Below are 19555 nucleotides of genomic sequence, written 5' to 3'. Positions count from 1 at the left end.
AGACTCCTTCATTCCCCTGGTGGGATCTTCGCCCGTCGCCGGACGCCGCGGTTGTGGATGATCAGGCGTGCGCGTGCAGCGGCTTGCCGGCGAGGGCCAGGTGCGCCTCGCCCAGGGCCTCGTTCTGAGTCGGGTGGGCGTGCACGAGCTGGGCGACCTCCGCCGGGTAGGCCTCCCAGTTGTAGATGAGCTGCGCCTCACCGATCAGCTCACCCACCCGGGCGCCGACCATGTGCACGCCGACCACCGGGCCGTCCTCGACCCGGACCAGCTTCACGAAGCCGGTGGTCTTGAGGATCTGGCTCTTGCCGTTGCCACCGAGCGGGTAGTTGTACGACTGGATCTTGTCGGCGCCGTACTGCTCCTTGGCCTTGGCCTCGGTGAGGCCCACCGACGCCAGCTCCGGGTCGCAGTAGGTGACGCGCGGGATGCCGACCTCGTCGATCACGGCTGGGGTCTGCCCGGCGATCTCCTCGGCGACGAAGATGCCCTGCTGGAAGCCGCGGTGCGCGAGCTGGAGGCCGGGCACGATGTCGCCGACCGCGTAGACGTTCGGCACGCTGGTGCGCAGCCGCTCGTCGGTCAGCACGTAGCCGCGGTCCATCTTGACGCCCTGCTCCTCGTACCCGAGGTTGGCGGTGTTCGGGCCGCGACCCACGGCGACCAGCAGCAACTCCGCCTCGACGGTCTCGCCGCCGGAGATCGTCAGCTTGACGCCGCTCTCGGTCTTCTCGACCTTCTCGAACGGCTTGCCGACCTTGAAGTTGATCTTCCGCTTGCGGAACGCCCGCTCCAGCGCCTTGGACGACTCCTCGTCCTCGGCGGCGACCAGCCGGGGCAGCGCCTCGACGATCGTCACGTCCACACCGAAGGACTTCCACACGCTGGCGAACTCGACGCCGATCACGCCGCCACCGAGCACGATCACCGACGACGGCACCCGGTCCATCGTGAGGGCGTGGTCGCTGGTGATGATCCGCTCGCCGTCGACCTCCAGGCCGGGCAGGCTCTTCGCGTACGAGCCGGAGGCCAGGACGATGTTGCGGCCGGTGTAACGCTTGCCGTCCACCTCGACCACGTTCTTGCCGACCAGCTTGCCGTGGCCCTCGACGATCGTGATGCCCTTGTTGCCCTTCAACATGCCCTGCAGGCCCTTGTACAGGCGGGCGATCACGCCGTCCTTGTACGAGTTGACCCCGGCCATGTCGATGCCGATCAGCTCGGCCTTGACGCCGAACTGCTCCGACTCGCGGGCCTGGTCGGCGATCTCGGCGGCGTGCAGCAGGGCCTTCGTCGGGATGCAACCGTTGTGCAGGCAGGTGCCGCCGAGTTTGCCCTTCTCGACCAGCGCGACCTTCAGGCCCAGCTGGACGGCGCGCAGCGCGGTCGCGTAGCCGCCGCTGCCACCTCCGAGAATGACAATGTCGAAGGTCGCTTCGTTCGGCTCGCTCACGTCCAACTCCCAGGTCGCGTCGCTGCATCGGGGGTCACAGAGGTGTAACAGGGACACACCCCACCTCGGTCATCTTGTCACCACTGGGCACAGGGTGCGTACCGAGGTGCCCAACGACACGTCATCGACACGTACCCTTGGCACCTTCGTCGATGACGCAACATGGGGGAGAGATCCGGTGGGCTTGTTCCGGCGCCGCAAACAGACGGCTGTGCCAAGCCATGACCGCGCTGCCAGTCGCGGCGATCTGGACCATTTGGAGAACTTCATCCGCAGTCGGCGCGGCGTCGAGGCGTACATCGAACCCCGCACGACGGTGACGGAGACCACTGTCATCCTGATCGCCGACGACGGGGAGTGGACCCGCCGGCGCATCGACGGCCCGGACGGCGCCAGGCGCTTCGCGTACCGGATGGGCATCCCCGTGTACGACGTCCGGCTGATGGGCTACCCGCAGCGGATGCGCGACTTCAACGAGCGCCGCAAACGTCGCCCCGAGCAGTACTGAACGTGCGGAAGGGCCACCTGCCAACGCAGGTGGCCCTTCCGGGACATCCGTCAGCCGTTGGCGGCGACGTCCTCTACAAGCTGCACCAGGGTGCGGACCGGGACGCCGGTGCCGCCCTTGGTCCAGTAGCCGGTCGGCTCGCCCGAGTGGTAGCCCGGCCCGGCGATGTCGATGTGCGCCCAGGCCACGTCGTCGGTCACGAACTCGCGCAGGAACACCCCGCCCTGCAGCATGTGACCGGCCCGGTCCATGCCGGCGTTGACCTGCGAGATGTCCGCCACGTCGGACTCCATGCCCTTGCGCACGTCGTCGGGCAGCGGCATCGGCCACGCCGGCTCGCCGACCGCGTCGCCGACCGCCTGGACCCGGTCGCACAGCTCCGGGGTGCCCATCACGCCGGCCATCCGCTTGCCCAGCGCGATCACCTGGCCGCCGGTCAGGGTGGAGGTCTCGAACAGGTAGTCGGTGCCGTCCGCGCAGGCGCGGGCCATGGCGTCACCCAGGACCATCCGGCCCTCGGCGTCGGTGTTGAGCACCTCGACGCGCTTGCCGTTGAACATGGTGATCACGTCGCCCGGCCGGTAGCTGGTGCCCGACGGCATGTTCTCCGCCATCGGCAGGTACGCGCTGACCGCCACCGCCGGCTTCAGCGCGGCGATCGCCAGCATGGCCGCGCCGACCGCGGCGGCGCCCGCCATGTCGGACTTCATCTCCCACATGCCCTGCGCCGGCTTGATCGAGATGCCGCCGGTGTCGAAGGTGATTCCCTTGCCGACCAACGCGACCCGCTTGCCGTTGCCACCGCTCTGCGGGGTGTAGGTGAGCTTCACCAGCCGCGGCGGGGCCTCCGAGCCCTGCCCGACCGCGACGATGCCGCCGTACCCGCCGGCGGCCAGCGCCGCCTCGTCCAGCACCTCGACGTCGAGGCCCGCGGCACGGGCGGCGTCGGCGACCGCGTCGGCGAACGACGGCGGACGCAGCTCGTTCGGCGCGGTGTTCACCCAGTCCCGGCTGGTCCGGACCGCGCCCGCCACCGCCAGCGCCCGGGTGACCTCCGCCTGGGCGCCCGCGTCACCGGCGTCCGGCACCGCGATGAGCACCTCGGCGACCGGCTCCCGCCGGGTCGGCTGCGGGCGGGTCTTGTAGCCGGCGAACCGGTACCCGCCGAGCAGCGCACCCTCGGCGACCGCGCGCAGCTCCGCCGACGCGTCCGCGTCGTCCGGCACCGGCAGGGACAGGGCGACCTTCGGAGCGCCGGCCAGGGCCCGGATCGCCGTACCGGCGGCCCGGCGCAGCGTCTCCGGGGCCGGGGCGGCACCCGACGGCTCCGGGCCGAGCCCGACCGCGACGACCAGCGGCGCGGTCACGGTGCCCAGCGTGGCCAGCTTGACGACCTCACCCGGCCCACCTGTCGCACCGAGCAGCGCGAGGGTCTCGGTCAGCTTGCCGTCGAAGGCGACGGCGATGCTCTCCGCGCCGCTGGCGAGCAGCAGGGTGCCGGCGAGGCCGCTGGTGGCGTCCTGCTCTCCGGTCTGGCTGTGCACGCCGATCACGATCGCGTCGACGGCGAGCTCGGCCGGGTCGGTGTCGACCAGGCTCAGGTTGGTGGTGCGGGGTGATGTCACTGAAGCTACTCCGGGCGGGCCGGGCCGGTCGCGGCGTCGCGTACCGGCGGTGAAGGTCTCCGGCGGAACCTACCCGCCGGACGTCATGGCTGTCCCGCCGACAGCGCCAGCGGGCTCCCGCCGATGCTAACCAGCCACGTTGCCCCCGGTAAGTTGCCACCCATGACCGACGTGACCTCCGACGCCGCCGCGACCCGGCTGCGTCGTTCCCCGCTGCACGAGCGGCACACCGCCGCCGGCGCCAAGTTCGCCCCCTTCGGGGGTTGGGAGATGCCGCTGGAGTACGCCGGCGGCGGTGTGCTCAAGGAGCACGCCGCGGTGCGGACCGCGGTGGGGGTCTTCGACGTGTCGCACCTGGGCAAGGCTCGGGTGAGCGGCCCCGGCGCGGCCGACTTCGTCAACGCCTGCCTCAGCAACGACCTGGGCCGGATCGGCCCCGGCCGAGCGCAGTACACGCTCTGCTGCGACGACGCCACCGGTGGTGTGGTGGACGACATCATCGCCTACCTGTACGCCGACGACCACGTCTTCCTCATCCCGAACGCCGCGAACACCGCCGAGGTCGTGCGCCGGTTGCGCGCCGCCGCGCCCGCGCAGGTCACCGTCACCGACGAGCACGAGGCGTACGCCGTGCTGGCCGTCCAGGGCCCCCGCTCGGCCGAGCTGCTGGCCGCCCTCGACCTCCCCGTCGAGCACGGCTACATGAGCTTCTCCGCCGCGAGCCTGGCCGGGATGGAGTTGACCGTCTGCCGTACCGGCTACACCGGCGAGCTGGGCTACGAGCTGGTGGTGCCGGCGGAGCACGCCGTGGCCGTGTGGGACGCGCTCTTCGCCGCGGGTGCGGCGTTCGAGCTGCGGGCCTGCGGCCTGGCCGCCCGGGACACGCTGCGTACCGAGATGGGCTATCCGCTGCACGGGCAGGACCTGTCCCTGGACATCAGCCCGGTGCAGGCCCGTTCCGGCTGGGCGGTCGGTTGGGACAAGCCGGCCTTCTGGGGCCGCGACGCGCTGCTCGCCGAGAAGGCCGCCGGCCCCCGGCGTACGCTGCGCGGCCTGGTGGCCGTCGACCGCGCGATCCCGCGGCCCGGGATGACCCTGCACGTGGGAGACACCCAGGTCGGCGAGGTGACCAGCGGCACCTTCTCGCCGACTCGCAAGCAGGGCATTGCGCTGGCCCTGTTGAACACCGACGCCAACCTGGCCGAGGGCGACGAGGTGGAGATCGACATCAGAGGCCGCCGAGCCCCCCTGAAGCTGACGAAACCCCCCTTCGTAACCCCCTCAGTGAAGTAACCCGCCCCGCCCGCCCCGGTGATCAAGAGGTTTGCGTCACGTCCGGACGAGATTCTGACGCAAACCTCTTGATCAACTGGGAAAAGTGGGGGCGGGTCAGCGCGTGGGGGTTGGGGGTTCGCCGGAATCCAGGACGGCCTGGGTCCAGCCGCCTTCGATGACGCCGGTCGCGTCCAGGACCGCCCAGTCGACCACGTCGGTCGCCTCCACCACGACCGGTGCGCCGATGCGGACCGACGGGTCGGTGTTGGCGTCGCTGGCGCTCACGCCGACGATCCGCTCCGGGGCCTCCCACGAGGTGACGCCCGCCCAGACGTACTCCGGGCCGTCGTCGCCGGGCAGGCCGTACTTGACCACGAGCTGCGACTCGGCGGGAAGGTGACCGGCGACGAAACGGGCGCGCGCGTCACCCAGCGCGGCCCGGGCGGTGGCGACCGCCCGGCTCATCGCGTCACCCGAGCGGGCGTAGCGCACGTCGGGCTGGATCCCGGAGAACAGGGTCGCGCAGGCGGCGGCGTAGTAGCGCCCGTCCGGGCCCGGGTGCCCGGCCGGTGGGCGCAGGCTGAGGAACGAGTCGGCCTCCGGGTCGGTCGCCGGGTCCAGCTCCAGGCGCAGCAGCACCGGGGCGGTCGCGCCGTGCTGCTCCGGGTTGCCGTACGCGACCGCGATGTCGTGACCGGTGACGGTGGCGAGCACCGGGAGCTGCACGAACGCCGGCACCTCCTCGCCGGTGAGCCCGTCGGTCCAGTCCCGCAGCAGCCGGCGTGCCGCCCCGGTCATCACCGCACCCCAGGCGCGGGTGAGGTGGTCGGGCACCCCCTGGGTCTGCAACTCCAGCAGCCCGAAGCGGCGCAGCCCCTTGGTGGTGAACCAGAGCCCCTCGGTGTCCGACGAGTACGGCACCAGGACCCAGTCGACCAGCCGGATGCGCCCCTGCTCGTCGGGGAGTGAGCGCAACGCGGTCGCCGGGTCGAGGAACTGCAGGCCGAACACGTCCACCACGTCGCCGTCGACGGACTCCGCCACGGCGGCCGCGACCGCCCGGGCCGCCCACTCGTGCGCGGGCGGCCAACCCGGCCGGTATTCCGCCTGTACGACCACCAGGTGGGTCGCCGCGGCCAGCCGGGCCAGCTGCTCCTCGGTGGCGCCGAACGCGGTGAGCAGGTCCGGTGGCAGCTCGGGGAACTCGGTGATCGGCCGGGTGTCGACGCTCATCAGCGGGCTGTCCAGCATCTGCCTGGCCAGCCCGTGGACCGGCTCGGCCAGCCGGCCGGTCAGCGCCGCCACAGCGGTCTTCGCGCTGACCTTCGGCAGCCCCGCCATCGGCACCAGGTAGGTCGCGCTGAGCGACTCCGGCACCGGTACGGGCAGGAAGTCGTCCGTGATGAGCATTTCTGGTTCCCCCGGTGGCCGTGCCGGTGCTGTCGAGCCGAACGCTACCCGGCCTGCCGCGCCCGGTTCAGCCGGACAGCACCAGACCCAGGTAGACCAGCGTGGTGACCACCTCGACGGTCGCGCCGAGAACGTCCCCGGTTATCCCGCCGAGCCGGCGTACCACGTGGTTGAGCAGCAGTAACGCGACGGCGAGCGCGACGGCCACGGCCAGCGGCCCCTGCCACGGGCGGCCCGGCACCGCGCCGACCGCCAGCAGCGCGACGGCGATCGCGCCGGCGGTCAGGGCCAGCGGGCCGACGGTGCCGGCCACGAGCGCGCCGAGCCCGTCCGGCCGGGCCGCCGGCACTCCGCGCCGGCAGGCCACCGTGACGCCGAGCCGCCCGGCGGCGGTCGCCGTGACCACCGCGGCGACGCACGCCGGCCAGGACCGCCCCGCCAGGTCGGCCAGCGCCGCCGCCTGCACCAGGAGTACGACCACCAGGGCGACCACCCCGAACGGGCCGACGTCCGGCTTCTTCATGATCTCCAGCGCGGCCGCGCCCCGCCGGTACGAGCCGAGCGCGTCCACGGTGTCGGCGAGCCCGTCCAGGTGCAGCCCTCGGGTGAGCAGGGCGGCGGCGCCGACCGTCACACCGGCGGCCACCAGTGGGGGAGCGACAGCGCCGGTCAGCAGCAGCACACCGGCCAGCAGGGCGCCGAGCAGCGCGCCGACCGCCGGGGCGAGCGCCATCGCGGCGCCGGCCACCGGGCGGTCGATCCGTCCGGCGCGGACCGGCAGCGTGGTGAACGTGGTGAGCGCGAGCCGGGTGCCCGCGAGGAGCCGCGACTCAGCCGGCACGCCAGCCCGACGCCGGCTGCTCGTCCGCACCGGTGCTGGCCGGGCCCGGCCCGGCCGGTTCCGGCTCGGCGAAGTCGGGCTCGGCGAGGTCCGGGTCGCTGTCGTTCACGTACGGGTCGTTCACGGCGGGGTAGCTGGGCTGCGGCTCGTCGGCGGCCGGGTCCGTTTCGTCGTCGCCGCCGAGCGACGGGTGGACCGGCAGCGCGGCCGACAGCGCCAGCACCGAGCGCAGCAGCGGTAGCGCGACCAGCGCGTTCGCGCCCTCACCGAGATCCATCCGCAGGTCGAGCAGCGGGGTGAGGCCGAGCACGTCCGCGGCGAGCCGCACCGCCGGGTGCCCACCGTGGTCAGCGAGCAGGCACCAGTGCCGGGCCTGCCCGGCCAGGTCCCGGCTGACCATGCCGGCGGCCACCCCGATCGGCCCGTCGAGCAGCACCGGCACCCGGCGCGCGGTGGCGCCGAGCAGCACACCGGTGGCGACCGCGACGTCGCCGCCGCCCAGTTCGGCCAGGATGTCCTTGGCACCACGCGACGAGCGGCGGGTGCGGTGCAGGGCGTCGCGTACCGCCGCGCAGCGGACCATCCACGCCGCGTCGTCGATCTCACCGGAGTCGGTGATCACCCGGCCCAGCACGGCGGGCGGCTCCGCGCCGGCCGTCGCCGCGAGCACCGCTGCGGCCGCCGCCTCGGTGCCGGCTCCGCACGCCCCCAGGACCAGCAGCTGTACGCCGGCGTCGGCCGCCTGTTCGGCCAGCCGCCAGCCGTAGCGCAGCGCGGACTCCACCTGATCGGGTGAGAGCGCCGGTTGGTCTTCCATCGGGGCGGAGGCCGGGGCGTCCACCACCTGGAGGCTGGCACCACTCTCGGCGGCCAGCCGCGCCAACGCGCCCTTGCCCGCGCGGGCCTGCGCGGCTCGTCGCGCCGACTCACCGGCGATGGTGCCGGCCGACCCGCCGCCAGCGTGGTCGCCGTGCAGCAGCAACACCCGCACCGAGCTCCAGGCGCGGGGGGTCGAGGTGCCCTGGGTGCCGGCGGCGAAGCCGACCACCCGGTCCAGCACGCCCAGCCCGGCGCCCGGTACGTCCAGCGTGGCCAGCCGGTCCACCGCCTGCGGGCCCGCGTACTCGTCGGGCATCGGCAGCTCCATGCCGGGCTGGATGACCAGCCCGGTGGCCACCATCGGCAGTGCCATGGTCGGCGCGGCCCAGGGGTTGCCGGGCTCCTGGTTCGGGGCGGCCGGCGGCGCGTGCGTCAACACGTCGGGCAGCTGCACCTCGGGGGTGGGCTCGGCGTCGGCCAGGCTCGCGACGGCCGGCCCGGTCACGCGGGCCGAAGCCGACGGCGCGGCGGCAGGGGCCGACTGGGCGATCGTGGTGGCGGCCGGCTTCAGCCAGACCGGCTGACCGGCGACGACCAGCGCCACCGCGTCGCAGGCGTCGGCGACCGCACGGTTGGCCGCGCCCAACGCGTCGGTGAACGCCCGGCCCAGCGGGGTGGTCGGCACCAACGACAGCCCCACCTCGGGGCTCACCAGCACCACCCGCGCCGCGCAGCCGCGCAGCGCCTCGGCCAGCTCGGCGATCGTTGCGACGTCGTCGGCGGGCTGGTGGTCCGGGTCGAGCAGCACCGTCACCCAGCCGCCCAGGTCGTCGACGAGCAGCGTCTCGTTCGGCTCGGCGGACTCGAGCACGTCGGCCAACCGGCGCGGGTCCTCGGTGGTCTCCTCGGTGGTCCAGCTGCCCGGTCGACGGGCGCGGTGCGTCGCCAGCCGGGTGGCCCACTCGGTGTCTTCCGGGTCGCCCTCGGGCGCGGTGGCGACGTAGCGGACCACCGGCGCGTCGGTGACCAGGGACTCGGCGAACTCGGACTTGCCAGACCGGGTACCGCCGAGCACCAGGACCGTGTTCCACCCGTCTACGGACATGCCCGTACCTTAAGGCCGCCGGGGGTGGCGGTGCCTGCCGGCCCGGCGTGGTGGTCGAAGGACCCGCCGTCGGTGCTGCGGGCCCGGCCGCCAACCGGATTGATCCACCTGCGGGTCCCGGCGGGGGCTAGCGAGGGGCCGTTGCGCGCCGGGCCGACTACGCTGGCGGGGGTTCGTCCCACGGGGACTTCAGCGGCGAGGGGAGACGCGGCATGGCGTGGAGCTGGCGGTACGAGGGCACGGACGGTCAGACGGTCGAGGGGCCGGCGGAATCGTTCGGCAGCCAGGCCGACGCCGAATCCTGGATCGGTCAGACCTGGCGGGAGCTCGCGGCGTCCGGCGTCACCTCGGTCGCGCTGATGGAGGACGACCGGGTGGACTACCGGATGAGCCTGCTGCCCACGGCCGAGTGATGGCCTACGACCGGCCGGGTGCCGACGGGCTGGTCCTCGGCGTGCCCAAGGCGGCCTTCCGGCCCAGCCCGGTCTTCCTCGGCCTGGTCGCTCTCTTCGTGGCCGGCGGGGTGCTGGCCTGGAACGGGTACGGCAATGCCCGGTTCAACGTGTTCCTCTTCGTGGTGTCCGGCTGGCTGGTGTCGCTCTGCCTGCACGAGTACGCCCACGCGGTGGTCGCCTACCGGGCCGGCGACCGGGACATCGCCCACCGGGGCTATCTGACGCTCAACCCGCTGAAATACACGCACCCGCTGCTGTCGATCGTGTTGCCGGTGGTGGTGGTGCTGCTCGGCGGCATCGGCCTGCCCGGCGGCGCGGTCTGGGTGGACCGGCATGCCATCCCGGGTCGACTGCGGCACACCCTGGTCAGCCTCGCCGGCCCGGCGACCAACGTGTTGTTCGCGCTGGTGCTGGTGGCGGCGGTGCGGATCGGCACCCAGTCGGCGGGTGGCCCGGTGGAGTTCTGGGCTGGGGTGGCGCTGCTCGCCTTCCTGCAGATCACCGCGAGCGTGCTCAACCTGCTGCCGGTGCCGGGTCTGGACGGCGGCAACATGATCCAGCCGTGGCTCAACCCGCAGTGGCGCAAGATGTACGACCTGTTCGCCCCGTACGGCTTCATCCTGCTCTTCGCGCTGCTGTGGAACCCGCGCATCGGCGGCTGGTTCTTCGACGGGGTCTTCGCGGTCGGTGACGCCCTGGGCCTGCCGTCCTGGCTCTACGCCACCGGCCTGGACCTGATCCGCTTCTGGCAGGGCTGAGCTGACCGCAGGGCTGAGCTGACCAGGCCTGGCAACCGGCTGAGCTGACCGGGCCGGCCGGCGCGAACCTCTCGCGTCGGCCGACCCGGAGCGGCGTCAGGGACGCTGCGCGGGGGACTCGGTCTTCGACGGGTCCCGCTCGGTGACCGGCTCGACGATCTCGTCGATCGCCTTGAGTAGCGCGGAGTCGAGCTTGACCCCGGCCGCCTTCACGTTGTCGTACACCTGCTCCGGACGCGACGCGCCGATGATCGCCGACGAGACGTTCGGGTTCTGCAGGACCCACGCCACCGCGAGCTGGGCCATGCTCAGCCCGGCCTGCTCGGCGATCGGCTTGAGCTGCTGCACCCGGGTCAACACGTCGTCGTTCATGAACCGGGAGATGAAGCCCGCGCCGGACTTTTCGTCGGTCGCGCGGGAACCGGCCGGCGGCGGCTGCCCCGGCAGGTACTTGCCGGAGAGCACGCCCTGCGCCATCGGCGACCAGACGATCTGCCCGATGCCCAGCTCCTCGCTGGCCGGCACGACCTCGGCCTCGATGACCCGCCAGAGCATCGAATACTGCGGCTGGTTGGAGACCAGCGGGATGTGCAGCTCCCGGGCGAGCGGGTGCGCGGCGCGCAGTTGCGCGGCGCTCCACTCGGAGACGCCGATGTAGTGCGCCTTGCCGGAGTGCACGACGTCGGCGAACGCCTCCATCGTCTCTTCCAGCGGCGTGCTGCTGTCGTACCGGTGGGCCTGGTAGAGATCCACGTAGTCGGTGCGCAGCCGCCGCAGCGAGCCGTTGATCGACTCCATGATGTGCTTGCGGGAGAGGCCACGGTCGTTACGGCCCGGCCCGGTCGGCCAGTAGACCTTGGTGAAGATCTCCAGCCCTTCGCGGCGCTCGTTCTGCAACGCCCGACCGAGCACGTCCTCGGCCCGGGTGCCGGCGTACACGTCGGCCGTGTCGAAGGTGGTGATTCCCGCGTCGAGTGCGGCCTGGACGCAGGCGAAGGCCGCGTCCTCCTCGACCTGTGAACCGTGGGTGATCCAGTTGCCGTACGAGATCTCGCTGACCATCAGGCCGGAACGGCCCAGGTGTCGGAATTCCATGTACCGACCCTAACTCCGGTGGATCACGACCGTCGACCGGCCACTCAGAGCACCGGATTGGCGTCGGTGAGTAGCCGGTCGATCTCCTCCAGCACCTCGTCGCGATCGCGGTGCACCAGGTCGATCAGTGGCAGGCCGCGCCGGTCCAGCGCACCCCACCGCCCGGTCTCGTTGCCGACCAGGAAGGCCACCGGGTGGATGACCAGCATCGGGTGCGTCGGGGGGACCAGCACCGCATTGGTGCGGTCCACCACACCGCGCCGGCCCGCCACGTCGACCACGGCGAGGCCCTCGTCGGTGAAACCGTCGACCTGCTGGCCGTCGGCCAACTCGGTGACGAACCCGTGGTAGCGGGTCGGAACGACGATCCGGCCGGTCCGGTCCACCGCTCCCCAACCCTCGCGGCGTACCGCGGCCAACCCGCGGCGGAACGGTCGTACCTCGGCGAAGTTGGGCGGCACCTGCACGGTGCCGGTCGCGTCGATCGCCGTCCATCCGCCCTCACCGACCACCCAGGCCAGGCCGTCGCTGAACGGGTGCGCCGCCCGGTAGGACGGCGGGATCACCGTCGTACCGAGCAGGTTGATCAACGACCACCGGTCGGTGTCGGGCCGGCGGACCCAGGCCAACCCGTCGTGGAACGGCTGCGCCTCGGCGTACCGGGCGGGGATGACCACTTCGCCGTCCTGGCCGGTGTAACCCCACAGCGGCCCGTCGCGGTCCGGCACCGGGGGTCGGTCACGGTCGAGCACCTCGTCCCGACTCCGGGGGTACGGCCCGAAGCCGTCCGCCGTGGCCCGGACGCTGACCGCGTCGAGGGCCACCCGGACCCGGTGCAGCAGTTCGGCGTCGCCGGCGCCGCGCAGGTTGAGCGCCTGCTCGAAGTGCTCGCAGGCCTCCATGAGCCGTCCCTGGTCGTAACACGACCGCCCGGCGTGCTCGTGCAGCGCGGCCCGCAACCGGTCGGGAAGCTCGACCGAGTTGGCCTGGGCGAAGAGCTGGTCGGCCTCGGCGAAGTTGCCGCGCCACCGCAGGACGTGCGCCAACCGGGCCTGGGCCAGCGCGGTCCGGCGCAGCTCGCCGGTGGCCTCGGCATAGGTGAGGGCGAGCCGACCATCGGCCAGCGCGTCGTCCAGGTCGCCGAGGATCCGCGAGGCCACCGCCCGGAGGCTCAGCAACCGGGCCCGGGCGCGGTTGTCGTTCGCCGAGCCCAGCTTCTCGGTCAGTCGCCGCCGAATGGCCCGCAGGTCGTCCGGTTCGGTCAGCTCCTCGCGCAGCGTCACCGGGTCCAACCGCCAGCGGTACGCGGCCAGGACCTGCTCCGGGTCGCCCGGGTCGGCCAGCGACGGGCGGGCCACCGCCGGCGCGGTGTCGACGGGTGGTGCGGCTTCGGCGGGTGGTGCGGCGGGTGGTGCGGACACCGGCGCGCTGTCCCCGCTGAAGCCGTTCCTCGGACCGGGGACGGCCGAGGCGGGTGGCGCGGACATCGGCATGGGTGGCGCGAATGCGGGTGGCGCGGAGACGGGCGGCGCGAAGGCGGGTGGCGCGGACGTCGGCATCGTCGAAGCGGGTGGCGCGGAGACGGGCGCTGCCGGCATGGGCGCGGGGGAGGTCGGCCCTTCGGAGACGGGCGCCGCGTCGGGCGGTGGCATCGACGCGGGCGGTGCGGACACCGGCGCCAGGAAGGTCGGTTCCGCCGGCGCGGGTGGCGCGGACACGGGCGCCGCAGCTAACGGTGACGCGGGCGGTGCGGAGACCGGGGGCGCGGAGTCCGGGGGCGCGGGCGGTGCGGAGACCGGCGCGGGTGGCGCGGACACGGGCGCCGCAGCTAACGGTGACGCGGGCGGTGCGGAGACCGGGGGCGCGGAGTCCGGGGGCGCGGGCGGTGCGGAGACCGGCGCTGGCGGTGCGGATACCGGTGCTGAGGCGACCGGTGGTGCGGAGACCGGGGTTGCGGGCGGTGCGGAGACCGGTGGGGCCGAAACCGGCGGTGCCGAGACGGGTTCGTGCACGCCGTCGTCAGCTGTCTCGGGTCGGGACGGCGGCACAACGGGGAACGACCAGTCGTCGGCCGCCGACACGTCCGTCGGTCCTGCGCTGCTTGAACCGTCCGGCGCGTACCCCGAATGGTCGTGTGTCGCGGCCTCGTCCGTCGGGTCGTGCTCTATCGGGGCGGTGTCCTCGGTGGGACGAGTGGCGACGTCCTCGTGCTGGTGGTGCGGCAGCGTCGTGGCAGGGATGCCGGAGACCGGCCGGTCGCCCTCCAGCGAATCCGGCTCGGCGGCCGACGGTGTGTCGTCTGGGTCGTCCGCCCAGGTGTGGGTGGCACCGGTGGTCGGGTCCGCGGGTGGCGCGGAGATCGGCTCCGGGAGGTCGGCCGAGGTCGACCCGACTGAGGGCTCGCGGGACGGAGCGTCGTGAGCGAGGGATGTGGGTGTCGACGGGTCCCGGTCTGTCGTGGCCGACGCCGAGAGATCGAGGTTGTCGTCCGATTCCTCGTCGACGGAGGCGGACGACGGTGGCGCCTCGCTGTGCTCGGGCTCGGCCTGCTGAGCGGGGCTGAACCACGCGTCCGGCCCACGGGCGGCCGAGACGTCGTCGGACTGCCGAACGGGCGCCACCGGCTCTTCCGAGGGCGGCGGGGGCACGTAGCGGCGCGGTGTGCCGGGGGCCAGCGGGAGCGCCAGGTCGACGTCCTCCACGGAGGGCGCCGGGGCCGCAGGGGGCGGGGTGGCTGGGCTCGGCGTGAGAGGGTTCGGGGTGGCAGGGGTCGGGGTGGCAGGGGGGGGTGGTGCCTGCACCTGCCAGGCGGGCGGCGGCGCGACCGACGGGCGGGCGTCCGCCGTGGGGGCCTGCCGCTCGGACGAGGAAGGCCACTGCGGCGAGTGCGGGCGCTCCGGCGAGTGCGGGTGCTCCCGCGAGCCCGTCTGGGCCGGCGAGTGGGGGCGTTCCGGCGAGCCCGTCTGGGCCGGCGAGTGGGGGCGTTCCGGCGGGACCGGCCGGCGATCGGTCGGCGCGCCGGTGTCCACCGGGTCGTCGACCCGTCGACGGTCCAGGTCCTCGCCGCGCCGTTGGTCCACCGGGCGGTCTCCGACGTCCGGACCGGGGTAACGCGGCGGCGGGGCGGGGTGCGGCCCGGCAGCTGGCGTCGGGTCGGCCGGCGTTCGGCGCTCAGGTGACAGCGGGGCGTCCGACCGCTCGTCGGAGACGGGTGGGTCCACCGGCGCGGGCAGGTACTCCAGCCGTAGGCGTGCGGCAGGTGGACCCGAGACGGGCAGGTCGGCGGCGGGGGAGACCGGGGCTGCCGACACCGGGCGGTCCCGACCGGGCGCGGCGGGGGAGACGGGCGCTGGCGACACCGGGCGGTCCCGACCGGGCGCGGCGGGGGAGACGGGCGCTGGCGACACCCCTCGTTCCGGGGAGACCGGCGTGGCGCGACCCGGCGTGACCGGTGGAGCCGTCGCGGCGGGCCGTGCGGGGCGCTCGTCGTACCGGGAGGGGGTGGCCTCCGGGCGCTCGTCCGGGCGCGACGGCGGGACCGGCGGCCGCTCCGGCCGAGCGGCCGGCCGCGACGGGACGCCCGGGTCGGCGCCGCGATACGGGTCGGGGCTGCGGTGTGGGTCGGGGCTGCGGTGTGGGTCGGGGGCACGATGCGGCTCCGCGGCGCGGCGCGGCTCGGTGCGGTGGCTCTGCTCGCGGGTGCGGTCCGGACGCAGCGGACCCGGCGGCGGCCAGGGCAGGCTGCCGTCCGGCGGTTGGCTGGGCTGCGGCCGAGGCTGGCGGTACCCGTTCTCGCGTGGCCCGTCCTCGCGGTGCCCGTCCTCGCGTGGTCCGTGCTCGCGCGGCGCGTGCTCGCGGTACCCGTTCTCGCGCGGCCCGTGCTCGCGTGGCCCGTGCTCTCGATACCCGTCCTCGCGGTAGGCGTCCGGTCGGGCCTCCTCGCGGGGGCGCCGATCCGGGTACGACTCGGCGCGGGCTGCCTCCTCACGAGGCTGCTGCCGTTGCGGCTCGGTGTCGGGCCGACGCCGGTCGTCGTCGCGGCGGGGCTGCTCGGGCATCTCCGGCTCGGGTCGTCGCCGTCGTCCACCGTTGGGCGCCTGTGCCGCCTCGACGCCCTCGTCCGCGCGGTAGCGCCGCTCCGGGCGTCGAACGTCGTCGGCCGCCCGGTCCGGGTATCCATCCGAGCGGTACCGCTGGTGAGCGTCCGCGGACGCCCACGGGTCGGCGGCGTCGGGGAGGCGGTCGTCGGCAGTGCGGCCGTTGTGGTCACGGGTGGGTCGTTCGCCGTACCCGTCGCCGGGGTGCCGTTCGTAACCGGCGGCCGGTCGCTCCTGCGTGCCGCGTCGACGCGGTGAGTCGTCCGGCTCGGGCATCCAGCCAGAGTCGGACCGGGGAGCGGGGGAGACCGGGGTTCCGCCCGGGTACCCCCGATCCCGCTCGCTGGGGTCCTGCTGCGGGCGGCGGCCGTCGTACCGCTCGGAGGCGGGCTGGTCGCGGTGCCAGGCGGCCTCCCGCGCCGGCCCCCGCTCGTCGGCGGGCCGTCGGTCGGACCAGGCGGTACGGCGGTCCGACTCGGAGGTGCGGCGCTCGTCGCGCCGAGGTGGCTCGGGCAGGGGCCTGCGGTACGGCTCGTGGTCGTAGTGACGGGAGTCGGCGCTGTCGGACCGCCCGTAGGCGGACGCGTCGACCTCGCTGCGGGCCCGGCCGTAGGTCGGTGTCTCGTCCGGCCCCTCGTCCACCCAGGAGCGGTTGGGGGGCGCCTCCGCCGACGGTTCGTCGGCCCAGGAACGGCCGAGGTAGGTGCCGTCCGGGCGGGTCGGTGCCAGCGGCGGCACCTCGGCTCGGCCGCTCACAGTGGCGCGGCCACGCGGTGACGGCTGGTGGATGGCGCCGATGTCGCCGGGGTAGCGCTGGCCGGGGAACTGGGGGTGCCACTCGGTGGTCGGTTCGACCACCCAGGACGGCTCGTTCGGGTCTGGCCACCGGTCGTCGTAACGGCCGTTCATCCGCCGAGCCCGTCGCCACACCCGGCCACTTGGCCGATCCTCGACAGAGGCGAGCTGTCCGCAGCCGCAGCGGGGTGACCTCCGGGCGTCCGGTCGCCGCCTGCCACGCCCCGGTGGCCAGCTCGCGTCCGCTCGCTCACGGCGTTTGTCACCTCGTTGCAAATTGTCGCGCTGGTGCCTCGCGTGCCGGTCAGATCGCCCGCTCCGGCAGCCCGTGGCTGCCGATGGAGGGTAACGGCGTGGGCTCGCTCACCGCCACTGTGGCGCCGCCCACGGGCGCAAACGTTATCCCAATGGTTTCGGACATTTGGTCCTATAACAGAATCTGGTCTCCGACCTTACCGCACTGGCCGACCGCCCGTATCGGGCGGGATCACCGGCTTCGGTCAGGGGTGCTCCATGATGAGGACGGCGAACGTGCCGGGCGTGAGCGCCTCGTAGCGGTGCGGTGCATCACCGGGGAAGGTGGCGTAGTCGCCGGGGTTGAGTTCGACCGGAGCCGTCTCGGGGCCCACCCGCAGGCGGCCGGCGGCGAGCACCACGTGCTCGACACTGCGGGGAGCGTGCCCCTCACCGGCGCGGATCGCGCCCGGCTCCAGCTCGATCAGGTAGACGTCCCTGCGCAGGTGTGCCGCGCCCGCGCTGAGCAGCGTGCCGGTGAAGTCGGCCCGCTCGGAGCGGACCCGGGGCCCGTCGCCTGCCCGGACCACCCGTACGCCGTCGTTGGTCGGCTCCACCAGCCGGCTGAACGGGACGCCGAGTGCCACGCCCAGAGCCCAGAGCGTCTCCACGCTCGGGTTGCCGGTGCCCGATTCCAGTTGGGAGAGCGTGGACTCGGCGACCCCCGCCCGCCGGGCCAGCTCGGTGAGCGAGATGCCGACGCGTTCGCGCTCCCGGCGGAGGGCGGCGGCGATGGTGGCCAGCGGGGCCGCGGGTTCCGGAGGCATACGGTCGCTCCACTGGATCAACGTTCGGTTCGGCGAACAGCATCAGCTGTTCAGCATGCTGAACCAGACCCGTCCTCAAGCAAGAACCGCACAACTTCGGGGAAAGTGCTCCCTCCGGTGTGCCGGAGGCAGCGTCATCCCTGATGTTGTGCGGATCTTGTCCAGTGCGTGGGTGACCCTCGGGCCGACCCGGTCAGACCTTGTCGCCGAGCTTGACCTGGGGAGCCGGGGCGCGCATGCGCCGGAAGGTGATCGACCGCATGACCGCGTAGAGGTAGAGCGAGCCCATGCGCTGGTCGGTCTTCGGGAACCGTTCGCGGACCAGCTTGCTGATCTTGCGGCAGATCAGGATCGAGTCGATGACCACGCCCAGCGCCAGCGCGCCCCAGAGCACGTTCGAGATCAACCGGACCAGGGGCGGCATGGCCGCGTTCGACCCGATCAGCACGATCAGCGCGCCGCCGAAGAACCAGGTGCCGACCGTACGCCGGGAGTCGACCACGTTGCGGGCCAACAGCCGCTCCGGGCCGCGGTCGCGGGGGCCGCCCTCACGGCGGAACTCCGAGGCGGCCTCGGCGCGCAGTTGGCGGCGACGCTCCCGCTCCTCCTCCTTCGTGAGGGGGCGGCTGGGGCCGGCCGGACGGCGACCGACGGTCGGCCGCTTGGGCGTCTCCCGACCCTTGGCCGGGGTGTAACCCCGGGACCGCTCAGCGGTCTCCTCGGGGGTCACCGAGGTGACGGCCTCGTCGACGAGGTCGGTGGACTTGCGGCGAAAGAGCGACGGCACGCGGCAAGGGTAGCCAACGGTCCGCGACCGGTGCACATCGCGGTACAGCGGCCGACGGCTCCAGGTCGCAGCGCAACCTGGAGCCGTCGTGGTCGAACGATGGGTGAGCGGGGTTACGGACGTTCGGCGTGCGCGCCCAGGTCGGCGAGCTTCGCCTCGAAGTCCTCGTAGCCCCGGTTGATCAGGTCGACGCCGTACACCCGGGAGGTGCCCTCGGCGGCGAGCGCCGCGATCAGGTGGCTGAACCCGGCGCGCAGGTCCGGGATGACCAGGTCGGCGGCGTGCAGCTTGCTCGGCCCGGCGATCACCGCGGAGTGCTTGAAGTTGCGCCGGCCGAAGCGGCACGGGGTGCCGCCGAGGCAGTCGCGGTAGACCTGGATGTTGGCGCCCATCGAGTTGAGCGCCTCGGTGTAGCCCAGCCGCTGCTCGTAGACCGTCTCGTGCACGATCGACAGGCCGCGGGCCTGGGTGAGCGCCACGACCAGTGGCTGCTGCCAGTCGGTCATGAAGCCGGGGTGCACGTCGGTCTCCAGCGCCACCGCGTTCAGCTCACCGCCCGGGTGCCAGAAGCGGATTCCGCCCTCCTGGCCGAGGTCGCCCAGTTTCGGCGCGCGCGCGTCGGTGACCTCGTACTCGCCGCCGACCGACCGGAAGATGTTCAGGAAGGTCATCATGTCGGCCTGCTGAGCGCCGAGCACCTCGACGTGGCCACGGGTGGCCAGGGCGGCGGCCGCCCAGCTCGCCGCCTCGATCCGGTCCGGGATCGGCCGGTGGGTGTAGCCGTGCAGCTTCGGCACACCCTGGATCTCGATCACCCGGTCGGTGTGGACCTTGATGATCGCGCCCATCTTCTGCAGGATGCAGATCAGGTCGATGATCTCCGGCTCCACCGCGGCGTTACGCAGCTCCGTGACGCCCTCGGCCATCACCGCGGTCAGCAGCACCTGCTCGGTGGCGCCGACGCTCGGGTACGGCAGGGCGAACTTCGTGCCGTGCAGCCCGTTCGGCGCGGACAGGTGCAGACCCTCGGGCCGCTTCTCGACAGTGGCACCGAACTCGCGCAGCGCCTGGAGGTGGAAGTCGATCGGGCGCGGGCCGATGTGGCAGCCGCCCAGGTCCGGGATGAACGCGTGCCCGAGCCGGTGCAGCAGCGGGCCGCAGAACAGGATCGGGATCCGGCTGGAACCGGCGTGCACGTTGATCTGGTCGGTGCTGGCGCTCTCCACGTTCGCCGGGTCGAAGACGAGCTCGCCGTCCTCGGCGCCGTCGGTGACCTTGACGCCGTGCAGACCGAGCAGACCCCGGACCACCTCGACGTCGCGGATCTTCGGCACGTCGAACAGTCGGCTCGGGCTGTCGCCGAGGAGCGCGGCGACCATCGCCTTCGAAACCAGGTTCTTCGCGCCGCGCACGCGGATCCGCCCTTCGAGCGGAGTGCCTCCGTGAACGACCAGGACGTCGTCGGTCAACG

Annotated in this window: 15 protein-coding genes; 5 read left to right on the top strand and 10 right to left on the bottom strand. The window is 73.3% G+C overall.

The genetic code is table 11. The features are described from left to right. Positions 1–61: 61 nt before the first annotated feature. A complete protein-coding gene (gene lpdA / locus KBX46_RS28400; RefSeq protein WP_210794981.1) occupies positions 62–1453 on the bottom strand; it encodes a dihydrolipoyl dehydrogenase in 1392 nt (463 codons plus the stop codon). Between the two features lie 178 nt (positions 1454–1631). Between lpdA and KBX46_RS28395 the strand changes: the two genes are divergently transcribed. Next, entirely contained in the window at positions 1632–1961 is a 330-nt protein-coding gene (locus tag KBX46_RS28395) for a hypothetical protein (protein ID WP_088949477.1), read from the top strand. A 50-nt stretch (positions 1962–2011) separates the two neighbouring features. Here KBX46_RS28395 and KBX46_RS28390 read toward each other — a convergent pair whose 3' ends face one another. Continuing rightward, a complete protein-coding gene (locus KBX46_RS28390; protein ID WP_210794979.1) occupies positions 2012–3586 on the bottom strand; it encodes a leucyl aminopeptidase in 1575 nt (524 codons plus the stop codon). Positions 3587–3748: 162 nt separating this feature from the next. Between KBX46_RS28390 and gcvT the strand changes: the two genes are divergently transcribed. After that, positions 3749–4879: a glycine cleavage system aminomethyltransferase GcvT gene (gene gcvT, locus KBX46_RS28385; protein ID WP_210794977.1), complete on the top strand. Its 1131-nt coding sequence runs from the start codon at positions 3749–3751 to the stop codon at positions 4877–4879. A 96-nt stretch (positions 4880–4975) separates the two neighbouring features. Here gcvT and KBX46_RS28380 read toward each other — a convergent pair whose 3' ends face one another. The 3 genes from KBX46_RS28380 to KBX46_RS28370 form a co-directional block, all read right to left on the bottom strand. Then, entirely contained in the window at positions 4976–6271 is a 1296-nt protein-coding gene (locus tag KBX46_RS28380) for a DUF2314 domain-containing protein (protein ID WP_088949474.1), read from the bottom strand. 67 nt (positions 6272–6338) lie between these two features. Then, a complete protein-coding gene (locus KBX46_RS28375; RefSeq protein ID WP_210794975.1) occupies positions 6339–7112 on the bottom strand; it encodes an adenosylcobinamide-GDP ribazoletransferase in 774 nt (257 codons plus the stop codon). Next, positions 7102–9036 carry a bifunctional adenosylcobinamide kinase/adenosylcobinamide-phosphate guanylyltransferase gene (locus tag KBX46_RS28370; RefSeq protein ID WP_210794973.1) on the bottom strand — a complete coding sequence of 645 codons (1935 nt, stop codon included), beginning with the start codon at positions 9034–9036 and terminating at the stop codon, positions 7102–7104. Before KBX46_RS28370 ends, KBX46_RS28375 begins: the two co-directional genes overlap by 11 nt. 212 nt (positions 9037–9248) lie before the next feature. Between KBX46_RS28370 and KBX46_RS28365 the strand changes: the two genes are divergently transcribed. Further along, positions 9249–9449: a hypothetical protein gene (locus KBX46_RS28365; RefSeq protein WP_088949470.1), complete on the top strand. Its 201-nt coding sequence runs from the start codon at positions 9249–9251 to the stop codon at positions 9447–9449. Beyond that, on the top strand, positions 9449–10249 hold the full coding sequence (locus KBX46_RS28360; protein ID WP_088949469.1) for a site-2 protease family protein: 801 nt from the start codon (positions 9449–9451) through the stop codon (positions 10247–10249). Before KBX46_RS28365 ends, KBX46_RS28360 begins: the two co-directional genes overlap by 1 nt. A gap of 96 nt (positions 10250–10345) precedes the next feature. Here KBX46_RS28360 and KBX46_RS28355 read toward each other — a convergent pair whose 3' ends face one another. Further along, entirely contained in the window at positions 10346–11344 is a 999-nt protein-coding gene (locus KBX46_RS28355; protein ID WP_210794971.1) for an aldo/keto reductase family protein, read from the bottom strand. A 44-nt stretch (positions 11345–11388) separates the two neighbouring features. Further along, complete coding sequence (locus tag KBX46_RS33215; RefSeq protein WP_374225032.1) at positions 11389–13425, bottom strand: WG repeat-containing protein; 2037 nt, start codon at positions 13423–13425, stop codon at positions 11389–11391. Between the two features lie 1674 nt (positions 13426–15099). On the opposite strand from KBX46_RS33215, the gene KBX46_RS32755 reads away from it, so the two are divergent. Then, the gene (locus KBX46_RS32755) at positions 15100–15699 is read left to right on the top strand and encodes a hypothetical protein (protein ID WP_247668311.1); all 600 of its coding nucleotides are present in this window, start codon (positions 15100–15102) and stop codon (positions 15697–15699) included. A 1037-nt stretch (positions 15700–16736) separates the two neighbouring features. On the opposite strand, the gene KBX46_RS28345 is transcribed toward KBX46_RS32755, so the two are convergent. From KBX46_RS28345 to murA, 3 genes are all read right to left on the bottom strand, one after another. After that, positions 16737–17297: a helix-turn-helix domain-containing protein gene (locus KBX46_RS28345; RefSeq protein ID WP_088949467.1), complete on the bottom strand. Its 561-nt coding sequence runs from the start codon at positions 17295–17297 to the stop codon at positions 16737–16739. 193 nt (positions 17298–17490) lie between these two features. After that, positions 17491–18084: a DUF3043 domain-containing protein gene (locus tag KBX46_RS28340; RefSeq protein ID WP_088949466.1), complete on the bottom strand. Its 594-nt coding sequence runs from the start codon at positions 18082–18084 to the stop codon at positions 17491–17493. A gap of 113 nt (positions 18085–18197) precedes the next feature. Next, entirely contained in the window at positions 18198–19553 is a 1356-nt protein-coding gene (gene murA / locus KBX46_RS28335) for a UDP-N-acetylglucosamine 1-carboxyvinyltransferase (RefSeq protein WP_099856141.1), read from the bottom strand. Between the last annotated feature and the right edge of the window lie 2 nt (positions 19554–19555).

It is taken from the genome of Micromonospora sp. C81 (assembly GCF_018070425.1).
GTDB classification, from domain to species: Bacteria; Actinomycetota; Actinomycetes; order Mycobacteriales; family Micromonosporaceae; genus Micromonospora; species Micromonospora zamorensis.
The sequence above is the reverse complement of the archived record's forward strand: the minus strand, read 5'-3'. Positions and strand labels throughout refer to the sequence as shown.